The 11,864-nt window shown below is 60.9% G+C and carries 13 protein-coding genes; 10 read left to right on the top strand and 3 right to left on the bottom strand.

Annotated elements, in window-relative coordinates:
• Nucleotide 1: 1 nt before the first annotated feature.
• Complete coding sequence (locus IP76_RS19370) at nucleotides 2-2,116, bottom strand: molybdopterin-dependent oxidoreductase (protein ID WP_054159873.1); 2,115 nt, start codon at nucleotides 2,114-2,116, stop codon at nucleotides 2-4.
• A 76-nt stretch (nucleotides 2,117-2,192) separates the two neighbouring features.
• On the opposite strand from IP76_RS19370, the gene IP76_RS19365 reads away from it, so the two are divergent.
• Genes IP76_RS19365 through IP76_RS19355 form a run of 3 tightly spaced genes read left to right on the top strand, consistent with a single transcriptional unit; the run spans nucleotide 2,193 to nucleotide 4,466 of the window.
• Nucleotides 2,193-3,056, top strand: coding sequence for a 23S rRNA (adenine(2030)-N(6))-methyltransferase RlmJ (locus IP76_RS19365; RefSeq protein ID WP_054159907.1), 864 nt, complete (start codon nucleotides 2,193-2,195; stop codon nucleotides 3,054-3,056).
• 13 nt (nucleotides 3,057-3,069) lie between these two features.
• A complete protein-coding gene (locus tag IP76_RS19360) occupies nucleotides 3,070-3,840 on the top strand; it encodes a ribonuclease T2 (RefSeq protein WP_054159872.1) in 771 nt (256 codons plus the stop codon).
• Between the two features lie 29 nt (nucleotides 3,841-3,869).
• A complete protein-coding gene (locus IP76_RS19355) occupies nucleotides 3,870-4,466 on the top strand; it encodes a glutathione S-transferase (protein WP_054159871.1) in 597 nt (198 codons plus the stop codon).
• Between the two features lie 73 nt (nucleotides 4,467-4,539).
• Here the strand turns inward: IP76_RS19355 and IP76_RS19350 are convergent, their stop codons facing one another.
• On the bottom strand, nucleotides 4,540-5,202 hold the full coding sequence (locus IP76_RS19350; RefSeq protein ID WP_054159870.1) for an outer membrane protein: 663 nt from the start codon (nucleotides 5,200-5,202) through the stop codon (nucleotides 4,540-4,542).
• A gap of 363 nt (nucleotides 5,203-5,565) precedes the next feature.
• Between IP76_RS19350 and IP76_RS19345 the strand changes: the two genes are divergently transcribed.
• The 5 genes from IP76_RS19345 (at nucleotide 5,566) to IP76_RS19325 (ending at nucleotide 9,810) form a co-directional block, all read left to right on the top strand.
• Nucleotides 5,566-6,324, top strand: a complete 759-nt coding sequence (locus IP76_RS19345) for an SDR family oxidoreductase (RefSeq protein ID WP_054159906.1) — start codon at nucleotides 5,566-5,568, stop codon at nucleotides 6,322-6,324.
• A complete protein-coding gene (uvrC, locus tag IP76_RS19340; RefSeq protein WP_054159869.1) occupies nucleotides 6,321-8,348 on the top strand; it encodes an excinuclease ABC subunit UvrC in 2,028 nt (675 codons plus the stop codon). Before IP76_RS19345 ends, uvrC begins: the two co-directional genes overlap by 4 nt.
• Before the next feature lie 115 nt (nucleotides 8,349-8,463).
• Complete coding sequence (gene pgsA / locus IP76_RS19335; protein WP_054159868.1) at nucleotides 8,464-9,045, top strand: CDP-diacylglycerol--glycerol-3-phosphate 3-phosphatidyltransferase; 582 nt, start codon at nucleotides 8,464-8,466, stop codon at nucleotides 9,043-9,045.
• Between the two features lies 1 nt (nucleotide 9,046).
• Entirely contained in the window at nucleotides 9,047-9,301 is a 255-nt protein-coding gene (moaD, locus tag IP76_RS19330; protein ID WP_054159867.1) for a molybdopterin converting factor subunit 1, read from the top strand.
• A gap of 38 nt (nucleotides 9,302-9,339) precedes the next feature.
• Nucleotides 9,340-9,810 carry a molybdenum cofactor biosynthesis protein MoaE gene (locus IP76_RS19325; protein WP_054159866.1) on the top strand — a complete coding sequence of 157 codons (471 nt, stop codon included), beginning with the start codon at nucleotides 9,340-9,342 and terminating at the stop codon, nucleotides 9,808-9,810.
• On the opposite strand, the gene IP76_RS19320 is transcribed toward IP76_RS19325, so the two are convergent.
• On the bottom strand, nucleotides 9,800-10,696 hold the full coding sequence (locus IP76_RS19320) for a branched-chain amino acid ABC transporter permease (protein ID WP_054159865.1): 897 nt from the start codon (nucleotides 10,694-10,696) through the stop codon (nucleotides 9,800-9,802). The two genes, IP76_RS19325 and IP76_RS19320, sit on opposite strands and share 11 nt — an antisense overlap.
• A 59-nt stretch (nucleotides 10,697-10,755) precedes the next feature.
• On the opposite strand from IP76_RS19320, the gene IP76_RS19315 reads away from it, so the two are divergent.
• Together IP76_RS19315 and IP76_RS19310 are read left to right on the top strand one after the other, a co-directional pair.
• Nucleotides 10,756-11,307 (top strand): CGNR zinc finger domain-containing protein, encoded by a 552-nt coding sequence (locus tag IP76_RS19315; protein WP_054159864.1) that lies wholly within the window; start codon nucleotides 10,756-10,758, stop codon nucleotides 11,305-11,307.
• Nucleotides 11,304-11,828 (top strand): hypothetical protein, encoded by a 525-nt coding sequence (locus IP76_RS19310; RefSeq protein WP_054159863.1) that lies wholly within the window; start codon nucleotides 11,304-11,306, stop codon nucleotides 11,826-11,828. Before IP76_RS19315 ends, IP76_RS19310 begins: the two co-directional genes overlap by 4 nt.
• Nucleotides 11,829-11,864: the final 36 nt, after the last annotated feature.

Genomic DNA, 11,864 nt, shown 5'->3' with positions numbered 1-11,864 from the left:
TTTACGCTTTTCTCAGCCAGACCTTGTTGTCGTGGAAGGCAGCGCCGCCATGCGGAGCCGCCGGATCGCCACCGGTCAGGACATTGATGCCTTCGCCGTCGAGATGGGACTTGTTTGGCCACAGGCCTTCGGCGACGAGTACGCCCGGTTTCACGGCGTCGGTGACCTTGGCATGGATGCGCAGTTCCCCGCGGGTATTGCCCAAGCGAACAACGTCACCATCTGCGAGACCAAGCTGCGCAGCATCAGCCGGATTGACCATCAGCTCCGGGCGGCCTTCCTTGTCGCGGGAGGTCTTGGTTTCGGCGAAGGTCGAGTTGAGGAAGTTGCGCGCTGGCGACGTGGCGAGCCGGAACGGATGCTCGGCATCGGCCAGTTCGATCAGATCGACCTGATCGGGATAGACCGGCAGTGACTTCACTGGTCCGAGCGAACCGAGTCTGGCTGGCGGCTTGTTTGGGGCGGGCGTTCCCTCCCAATCCGGCTTGAAGCGGAATTTGCCGTCGGGATGGCCAAAGCCATTCAGATAATGCGCATCTTCGAAGGCCGGCTGGCAGTCGAGCCACTTGTCCTCGATCAGCGTGTCGAAATCCGGCTTGCCGCTGATGTAGAGCATATGCTCGATATGCTGGCGTTCCGTCTTGCCGAAGCCTGGGCGATCGGCAATGCCAAGGCGTTTTGCCAGTTCCTCGATAACGAAGAGGTTGGTGCGCACCATTGGCGGCGCATCGACGAGCTTCGGCCCGAGCAGGATATGGCTCTGGCCGCCGCCGCGATAGATGTCGTCGTGTTCGACAAACATGGTGGCCGGAAGGACAATGTCTGCAAGCTCCGCCGTCTCGGTCATGAACTGCTCGTGCACGGCCACAAAGAGGTCATCGCGCAGAAAACCCTGTTTCACCAGCCGCTGTTCGGGCGCAACATTCACCGGATTGGTGTTCTGGATGAGCATCGCCGTCACCGGCCCGCCATGGCGCAGTGCCTCGGCATCGCCAGTCAGAACGCGACCGATCTGCGACTGGTCGAGCATGCGGATCTCAGGATCGACCATGGCCGTGCCCATCAGCTGTGCCTTGTTCAGCTGGAAGATATCGCTGTTCGAGTGGAAGGCACCGCCGCCTTCGTATTGCCAGGACCCGAGCACGGTGGCAAGCGACAGGGCCGCATGCATGGAGACAGCACCGTTGCGGCTGCGGGTAAAGCCATAACCGAGGCGGAAGTAGGTCTTCTCTGTTTCACCGACGAGGCGAGCAAAAGCCTCGATCTCCTCGACAGGCAGACCCGTGATGGAAGACGCCCATTCCGGCGTCTTGTCCTTCAGATGCGCTTCGAGCCCTGCCGGATCATCGGCGAACTTCGCCATGTATTCGCGATCGGCATAGCCATCCCGGAAGGCGATGTGCATGGCGGCGCAGGCAAGGGCTGCATCGGTACCGGGCTTGAGGATCAAGGCCATGTCGGCCTGCTTCATCGTCGGATTGTCATAGATGTCGACGACGACGATCTTCGCGCCACGGTCCTTGCGGGCCTTGATCGCATGGGTCATGACATTGACCTGGGTGGCCACCGCATTGGTGCCCCAGATCACGACACAATCGGAGACCGCCATTTCGCGGGGGTCCGGGCCCCGCAGTGTGCCGGTGCCCATGACATAGCCGGTCCAGGCCATATTGGTGCAGATCGTGCCAAAGAAGCCGGAGTATTTCTTGGCGTGGCGCAGACGCTCTATCGAGTCGCGCTGCACGAGGCCCATGGTGCCGGCATAGAAGTAAGGCCAGACGGCTTCAGAGCCATGGGCCTGTTCGGCCTTGACGAAGGCATCGGCAATCTCATCGAGGGCAGCTTCCCAGGTCACATCCTGCCATTGGCCTGCGCCCTTTGCGCCTGCCCGGCGCACCGGCTTCATCAGGCGCTCGGGATGATAGAGCCGCTCGGCGTAACGCGCGACCTTGGCGCAGATGACGCCGGCGGTGTAGCTGTTCTCGGTCGCGCCGCGCATACGGCCAACGCGGCCGTCCTCGGTGAGTTCGACGTCGAGGGCGCAGGTGGATGGACAGTCATGCGGACAGGCCGTATGACCGACCGACCGGTTTCGGATGGGGCTCTGGATGTTCATGGCGCTTGTTATAGGCCATGGCCCGGAGGGTCAAAAGCCCCATTCGAACAATTCATCACTGCCATCGGATCCGCTCATGAATTATCGCCACATCTATCACGCGGGCAATTTTGCCGATGTCTTGAAGCATCTCGTGCTGTCGCGGCTGATCGTTTACCTGCAACAGAAGGACAAGGCGTTCCGCGTCCTCGATACCCATGCGGGGATCGGGCTTTACGACCTTTCCTCCGGCGAAGCACAGAAGACCGGCGAATGGCTCGAGGGCATCGCCAAGGTCATCGATGCGGAGCTGCCGGAAAAGGTCGCGCAGATCATGGCGCCCTATCTGGATGCCGTGAAGGCGCTGAACCCGGATCGCGCGCCCGGCGGCGCGATCACGCTCTATCCAGGCTCGCCGAAGCTTGCGCGCGACCTCTTCCGTCCGCAGGACAGGCTTTCGGCAATGGAACTGCATCCGGACGATTCGCGCGCGCTCTCGCGGCTGTTCGAAGGCGATTTCCAGGTGCGCGTGACCGAACTCGACGGCTGGCTGACCTTGAACGCGCATCTGCCGCCGAAGGAAAAGCGCGGCATCGTGCTCGTTGATCCGCCCTTCGAGAAGGAGGGCGAATATGAGCGGCTGGTGGATGGCCTGGCCAAGGCGCATCGCCGCTTCGGCAATGGTGTCTTCTGCCTTTGGTACCCGATCAAGAAGGGCGCGCCGATCAAGGAATTCCATGAGGCCCTGCAGGCGCTTGAGATCCCGAAGATGCTCTGCGCCGAATTGCATGTGAAAAGCGACCGTGATCAGACCGGCTTGTCCGGCACCGGCCTCATCGTGGTCAACCCGCCCTTCACGCTCAAGGACGAGATGCATCTGGCCTTGCCCGAGCTGAAGCGATTGATGGCGCAGGATCGCTATGCCTCGCATCGCTGCTTCTGGCTGCGCGGCGAAGACTGAGGTGGGGACACAGATGAGACGCTATGCCGGCTTCGTCGCCCTTGGACTGATGATGGTGATGGCACTGGCCTACAGCCTGTTTCCGACCGCCCCCATTTCGAACAGCGATCAAACCACAGCAGCGGCGCCCCGTCCAAAAAGTCCTGCACCAACGGCAAACACGAATACCAGCGCTGGAAACCCTTCGTCCCAGCCCAGTTCCCCGACTTCGAGTTCGGATTTCGACTTCTATGTGTTGGCCCTGTCCTGGTCGCCAACATTTTGTCTCGGAGAGGCCGCCGGGCGCAATCGCGAGCAATGCGGTGAGGGCAAAAACTTCGGCTTTGTGGTCCATGGGCTTTGGCCGCAATATGAGCGCGGCTATCCGGAAAGCTGCCCGACCGACGAAGGAGACCGGGTCCCGACGTCGCTTGGTCGCACAGTGATGGACATCATGCCGAGCATGGGGCTGATCGGCCATCAATGGCGCAAACACGGGAGCTGCTCCGGCCTTCGCATGCAAGATTACTTCAAGCTCGTCCGGCAAGCCTCTGAGATTGTGAAGGTTCCCGCCCAATTTTCGCGTCCTGGCGTCCAGACCCGGCTCTCGCCGCAAACGGTCGAAACCGCCTTCATCCGCAGCAATCCGGGCCTCCCCCGCTCGGCAGTCGCCGTGACCTGTGATAGGGACAGAATCGATGAAGTGCGGATCTGTCTCGACAGGTCTCTTGCCTTTCGCGCCTGCCAGGAAGTCGACCGAAACAGCTGTCGACGCGCTGATTTAACCGTGCCGCCTATTCGCTGATCCGCCTCGAGAGCCACAGGAACCCGATCATGAAGCTGCTCTTCGCGCCCGCCTCGCCCTACTCCTCCAAAGTCCGCATGGCCGCTCGCCATCTCGGCATCGACCTTGAGGAAATTCGGGTCAACACTGCAGACAATCCGCCGGAATTGGTGGACAACAATCCACTCGGCAAAATCCCGACCCTGATCACCGATGAAGGCCAGGCGATTTTCGATAGCCGTGCCATCATGCAATATCTGCACCGCCTGTCGGACAAGGGGCTCTATCCGAAGAAGGACGAGAAGCGCACCGAGGCCGATGTCCTGGAGGCGCTCGCCGACGGGATTTGCGATTGCCTTCTCGCCATCGTTTACGAAAAACGCTTCCGGCCGCCGGAACTGGTCAGCCAGGACGTAATCGACCGGCAATGGGCCAAGATCAATCGCGGCCTCGATCATCTCGACCGCAATTTGCCGAAGCTGGGCAAGAAGCTCAATGGTGGCCACTTTGCGCTGGCCGCCATGCTTGGCTACCTGATGCTGCGCTTTCCCGGCGAATGGGAAAACGGCCGGACCGCGCTCACCGAATGGCCGGCGAAATTCGTCAAGCGTTTCGAGCCCTACCCCGCCCTTCGCCCGAAGGCCTGAGCGCTGCTTCTGCCGAAAACGAAAAAAGCCGGGTTTGAAACCCGGCTTTGTTCGTTTCAGACGATCAATCAGATCAGAACTTTACGCCCATACCGACCTTGACGGAGTGGTCGTCGAAGCCCTTGGAAATGGTCGAGCCACCGAGGTTGAAGTCGCGCTTCTGGTAGTCGCTGTAACGGTACTCAACGCGAGCCGTGATGTTGTCAGTGACGAAGGTTTCGACACCGGCGCCGACCGTGTAACCGGCTGCCAGCTTCTCGTCGTTGCTGCCGCCACCTTCGAGCTCGTGGTTGGCAACAGCCACACCAGCCGTACCGTAGACGAGAACCGGGTTCAGGTCGTAACCAACGCGGCCACGGACCGAGCCGTTGACGCCCTGGGTGCCCTTGAGGCTACCGACGCCAACTGCCGAGCCAGCAGAACCATCTTCACCGGCGTAGCTGATGTCGGCTTCGCCACCGTAAACGATCGAACCGCTCTGCATGTTGTAACCGCCATAGACGGTGCCGCCGAGGCCATTGGCGTCGCGGCCATCGTTCGAGCCGGTGAACTTGCCGAACTCATAGGTGGCAGCGCCACCGACATAGGCGCCAGACCAGTCGCCTGCCGGAGCGGAATAGGATTCGGTTGCGGCCGGTGCTTCCGGAGCTTCGTAGATGGCGTCAGCAGCCTGGGCGCCCTGGAACGCTGCGAAAGTGGTTGCCGATGCCAGAAGCACGATCTTGAGAGTGCGCATTTTAGTCTCCTTATCAGTTCGCGGCCGCTCTTAATGCGAACCAACGGCGGCCTGAACGTTGATTGGTAATCCGGTCCGTTCGGATTGTAGATATGAACTCGAATTGAGGAATAGAAAGAGCATAATTGTGAAAACTTTGTGGCAAATTGAGTGCAAATTGAAGATGTTGTCATTTAGACACAAACTATTTATTAACCTTAACGATTCCTTACTTTCTATACTATAGTGATTTGGAAATATTACATCCAGCGGCTCCTCCCCTGAACAGAAGCCTCACAGGTGTTTCGATAGAGAATGCTTGCCGGTTCGCCATTGCTGCCCATATACGCCCAGCTGAACACGGAAATTTTCAAGGTTAACGCCATGCAGAAACCACCACACAGGACGGTCCTGGTCACCGGCGCCGCAAAACGACTTGGACGGGCTATAGCGGAAGACTTGGCGCATGCCGGCTTCTCTGTTGCACTGCACGCAAACGGGTCGATCGCAGAAGCAGAGGTCGCTGCCCGGGAATTGCGGGCGGCAGGCTGCAATGCGATCGCACTGTCCGCCGATCTCAGTAACATTTCCGAGATCGACACCCTGGTCAGCGAGGCGGCGGCCCAACTTGGGCCGATCGGTGTGCTGGTCAACAATGCTTCGGTCTTCGAGGAAGATGATGCCTACAGCTTTGACGCCGAGCTTTTCGACCGGCACTTCGCCGTCCATGTGCGCGCACCAGCAGCGCTGGGTGCCGCCTTCATGCGGCAGATTGGCGAGGATGGCTCTGGCCTGATCGTCAATATCATCGATCAGCGCGTGCTGGCCCTGAAACCCACCTTCTTTTCCTACACACTTTCCAAATCGACGCTCTGGACGGCGACGCGCACAATGGCGCAGGCTTTCTCGCCCCGCGTCCGGGTCAATGCGATCGGCCCCGGACCCAGCCTCATTTCGGAGCGGCAGCGGCCGGAGGACTTTCAGGCGCAGGTAGACAGCCTGCCGCTGAAGCGGGGGCCTTTACTTGCGGAATTCGGGCAGACGATCCGCTTTCTTTTTGACACACCGTCGATCACCGGCCAAATGATCGCCCTAGATGGAGGCCAACATCTGATTTGGGCCGGTCAGGAGATCAATGAATGAGTGGAGGAAAGCTGCCGGATGGCGGCATACTCTATGATGGAACGGAAGAGGACGACGACGACACAGTTCTCGACGTCGAGCCCGCGCGTGCCGGCATTGAAATCGACTGGCACGAGGACGGACTGGACGAAACGGGCCTGACGGGTGCTGACCTCATAGCCGAGTTCGTCAAGCGCCTGCCGAATGCGCCTGGTGTCTACCGCATGCTGAACAAGGATGGCGAAGTCATGTATGTCGGCAAGGCGCGCAGCCTGAAAAAGCGCGTCAGCAATTATGCGCAAGGCCGGGTGCACTCCAACCGGCTGTCGCGCATGGTGCGCGATACCGTGCATATGGAGTTCGTCACGACCCGCACCGAGGTCGAGGCGCTGCTGCTTGAAGCTAATTTGATCAAGCGTTTGCGGCCCCGCTTCAATGTGCTTCTGCGTGACGACAAGAGCTTTCCCTATATCCTGATCACCGGTGACAGCCGGTCGCCGGCTATCTACAAGCATCGCGGCGCCCGCGCCCGCAAGGGCGACTATTTCGGCCCGTTCGCCTCGGCCAGCGCCGTCGGCCGCACGATCAATTCGCTGCAGCGCGCCTTTCTTCTGCGCACCTGCACCGACAGTGTGTTTGAAAGCCGCACCCGGCCCTGCCTGCTTTATCAAATCAAGCGTTGTTCCGGCCCCTGCACGCATGAAATCAGCGACCAGGACTATGCAGGCCTCGTGCGAGAGGCCAAGGACTTCCTTTCGGGCAAAAGCCAGAACGTCAAGGAAGCCATGGCGCGCACCATGAACGAAGCGGCAGAAGAGCTGGACTTCGAGCGCGCCGCCGTATTCCGCGACCGGCTTGCCGGCCTTTCCCATGTGCAGAGCCATCAGGGCATCAACCCGGCCGGTGTCGAAGAAGCGGATGTCTTCGCCATCCATCACGAGGGCGGGCTGTCCTGCATTCAGGTCTTCTTCTTCCGCGCCAGCCAGAACTGGGGCAACCAGGCTTATTTTCCCAAGGCCGATCCGCAACTGACGGCGGCGGAAGTGCTCAATTCCTTCCTGGCGCAGTTCTATGACGACAAGCCGGTGCCACGGCTGATCCTGCTGTCACAAGAGGTCGAGGAGCAGGAGTTGCTGGCGACGGCCTTGACCGAGAAGGCGGGCCACAAGGTTTCGATCTCCGTTCCGCAGCGCGGCGAGAAGAAGGACCTGCTCGATCACGTCAGCGCCAATGCGCGCGAGGCGCATGGCCGCAAGCTGGCGGAAACCGCATCGCAATCGCGCCTGCTGGCAGGGCTCGCAGAGACCTTTGCCCTGCCCTATGTGCCGCGCCGGATCGAGATCTACGATAACTCGCATATCATGGGCACGAATGCCGTCGGCGGCATGGTGGTCGCGGGGCCGGAGGGCTTCGTGAAGGGGCAGTATCGGAAGTTCAACATCAAATCGACCGACATCACGCCCGGCGACGATTTTGGCATGATGCGGGAAGTCATGACACGGCGCTTCTCCCGCCTCCTCAAGGAAGAGGGCAAGCCGGATCGCAGTGTCACGCCTGACGATAGCGCCGATACTGCCTTCCCCGCCTGGCCAGATGTGATCCTGATCGATGGTGGCCAGGGGCAGATGTCCGCCGTGCGCAAGATCCTCGATGAACTCGACATCACCGACAGCGTGATTGCCATCGGTGTTGCCAAGGGCGTCGACCGTGATGCCGGACGCGAGCGCTTTTTCGTCGCCGGCAAACCAGACTTCACGCTGCCGCCGCGCGATCCCGTGCTCTACTTCATCCAGCGCATGCGGGACGAGGCACACCGGTTTGCAATCGGCTCGCATCGGGCACGGCGCAAGAAGGAGCTGGTGAAAAATCCGCTCGACGAGATTTCCGGCATTGGACCCACGCGCAAGCGGGCGCTGTTGCAGCACTTCGGCACGGCGAAAGCCGTCTCCCGAGCCGCCATCAGCGATCTCATGGCGGTTGAGGGGATTTCGGAGGCCGTTGCCCGCCTGATCTACAACCATTTCCACGAGAACGCGTCGAATTGACGAAAATCCCCCGCCTCGATTCCTGACGTGATATCAGGGGATTTGCAAAACACGAGTTGACGACCCCGCCTATCACTCTCATCTAATGACAGGCAGTTCACAAAGACAGGTCACCATGGCTTCGCGCGCATACAACATTCCCAATCTGCTCACTTACGCCCGCATCCTCGCCGTGCCATTGATCGTGCTGTGCTTCTTTATCGAGGGCCGGCTGGAATCCTCCGACTTCGCTCGTTGGGCAGGGCTTGCCATCTTCATCGTCGCCTCGATCACCGACTATCTCGACGGCTATCTGGCGCGGATCTGGAATCAGACCTCGAATATCGGCCGAATGCTGGACCCGATCGCCGACAAGTTGCTGATCGCCTCCGTCCTCTTGCTGATGGCGGCCGATGGCACGATCGCCGGCTGGTCGCTCTGGGCGGCCATCACCATTCTGTGCCGCGAGATCCTCGTCTCGGGTCTGCGCGAATATCTGGCGGCCCTCAAGGTCAGCGTACCGGTTACGCAGATCGCCAAGTGGAAGACGGCCGCGCAAATGTTCGCGCTCGCCTTCCTGCTGGCCGGTCCGGCGGGTGACAAGGTTCTGCCCTATACGACCGAGGTCGGCATGACACTGCTTTGGATCGCGGCGATCCTGACCATTTACACCGGCTATGATTACTTCCGCGCCGGCGCCAAGCATATGGTGGACTGAGATGGTAACGCTCGTCTATTTCGCCTGGGTCCGCGAGCGGATCGGCAAAGGCGAGGAAGAAATCGATCTGCCCGAGAGCGTCAAGACGGCGGGCGACCTGATCGCCCATCTCGCCACGCTCGGGGAAGACTATGCGGAGGCGTTGCGCGTGCCGAACGCCATTCGCGTGGCGGTCAACCAGGAACATGTCGAGCACCACGAGAGCATTGCCGGTGCCCGCGAGATCGGCATATTCCCGCCGATGACAGGCGGCTGAACCGGACTTACAGGCCCAATCCGGGCGGAGACAGGTCGATGAACGCTGCCGAACCGATCATTCGCGTCCAATCGGAGGATTTTGATCCGGCTGCGGAGAGCCTCGCTCTTACATCGGGCCGCAAGGATATCGGCGCGCTCGTCTCCTTTGTCGGCCTCTGCCGGGATGAGGCGGGCACGCTTGCCGCACTCGAGCTCGAACACTATCCCGGCATGGCTGAGGCCGAAATGCGGCGGATCGCAGAGATTGCGATGTCCCGCTTTTCGCTGCTCGGTCTTACCGCCATTCACCGCCACGGCCGCATTGAAGCCGGCGGGCAGATCGTGCTGGTGATTGCCGCTGCCCCCCATCGTCAGGCGGCTTTTGACGGTGCCAATTTCGTCATGGATTTTCTCAAGACATCCGCCCCCTTCTGGAAGAAGGAACACGGGCGCGACGGCCGATCCGGCAACTGGATCGCCGCCAAGGATGCCGACGACAGCGCAAGGGACCGATGGATCAAGGAATGATCCGCTCGCGCCGCGTCATTACCAGCAGGACGACGAGACCCGAGAGCAGGACGGCGTCCCGCCAGATCATCGGGCCATAGGCGCTCCACAGCGTTTCGGCGAAGCCGACCGCCGCGCCGCCAGCTGCCGAACGCAGCGGTCGCGAGTATCCGCCAACCGCGGCGACAAGAACAACCTTCAGCCCGAAGACCAGCCCTGCTCCAAAATCCATCGTACCGTAGAGGACTGTGGCGGAGAGACCGCCGACCGCTGCGATTGCAGTTGCGGCCATCAACGAGAGAACGAAGACCCGATCGACCGCGACGCCGCAAAGGCGTGCGGCCAGCGGGTCCTGGCTGACGGCCTGCCACAGCCGCCCTACCCGGCTGGTTGACAGAATGACCTGTCCAAGCGCCAGAACGGCGAGCATGGCGGCGACATGCAGGACCTGAAGATGCGTCAGGCGGAGCGACGTCCCCTCCACCGCCCCGAGCGCGAACACGTCCTGTCCCAGCGGCGGCAGCCAGAGACTGCGCGTTTCAAGCGCCAGGCGCGCGCCTTCCGACAAAAGGATCATCACGGCGAGCGAGGCCACGATGATGGCGTACGGTGACTGTCGGGAGAGCGGTTGAACGACATGCCGCGCAACCCATGCCCCGGCAAGCATGGCATAGAGGAGACCTGCGGCGAGACCGAGTGCGAGGGCCGCCGGCAGGATCAGGTAGAGGCGGCTCCATCCATAGTCGAAGAAGAGAAGGCAGATTTGCCCGGCAAAGGCAATGAAGGCGCCGAAGGCTATATCGGGCCTACGGGTCACGCCAAAGGCCAACGCATAGCCGAAAGCCAGGCAGGCATAGAGGCTGGCAACCGGCAGCGCATTCAGAAGCTGTTGCAGCAGATAGGCCATCGATCCCTCCCTCGACATTTATAACTGACAAAAGCGCTTTTACCAGTTATATTTGAGCAATGACCTTCTCATGGACCCCTCACCGCTTCGCAGGCGGCGCGCTGGCGCTCGATGTGGCCAATAGCGTCATCCTGCGGGATGATCCGGAGGCGCGGCGCGATCGCTTCGCTGTGCCGACGCAACTTTCGGATTTTGCCGAGGCGGCAAGCCATCTCTGTGCCGAACACACCAGGTTCGGGCCCTTCCTGCCGCTTCTGGCCGGAAACGAGCCGCTCTTTCTGCGTCTGCGCGAGGCGATCGACGCTTACTTCCGGTCGCGCATTCTGGAGGGCGAGGACCGGCAGAAGCTGGCGGCTCTGCTGGAGGCCATCGCTTCGGCGCTGCGTGCATCGCCAACAGACAGCCACCTTGACGCAGCGACAGCCCGATCGGCGCTCGGGCTGATCTGCGAACCCGAGCCGGAGCGTGTGAAAATCTGCGGCAATTGCGGCTGGTTGTTCATCGACCGCAGCAAGAACCGCAGCCGCAGCTGGTGCGACATGGCCGTCTGCGGCAACCGGGTCAAGGCCAACCGGCACTATCACCGCCGCAAAGGAGATACTGCGCCATGAAGGCCGTGCGCGGGGGAATGCTCCTGATCGTGATGTTGACCGTCCTTCCGGCCTGTCAGCGGGAAGATGCAGTCGAACCGCTGAAGTTAAGCGGCAAGGTGTTCATCTTTAACTATCGGATCGCGCAGGCAACTTATGTCCTCACGCTCGCCCGCAATGGTCCGCTGCCCGATCCGAGCTATGTGGAGGCACGTTATGAAAACCCGGCTGGCGGCGCGGCGCTCATCACCCGCAGTCAGATTTTTCCCTTCTGGGACAAGATCTCGCTGGAAAGTCCCCCTGTGCATTGCGTGGTCAAGGGACGGCCTTATGCGGTATCGATCCGGGTGACCGACGGCCAGAACGTAACGCTGCAAGAGATCGAAACCACCCTCACCTCGACCCTCGACCAGAGCCTGCTTCCGGGCAAACCGCTGGTCATCGGGCCGGTCTATACGCCCAATCCAGAGGTCTATAATTCGGAAGGCGAAGCTGACTATGCACAGGAAGATTGCCGGACAGGCGCACCTGCCAACAAGTGAAGCCTGTCAGCTCATCGCGACAAGGCACCTGCCGGG

This window comes from Rhizobium sp. AAP43 (assembly GCF_001296045.1).
Lineage (GTDB): Bacteria > Pseudomonadota > Alphaproteobacteria > Rhizobiales > Rhizobiaceae > Allorhizobium.
This window is presented reverse-complemented; position numbering and strand designations above follow the sequence as displayed.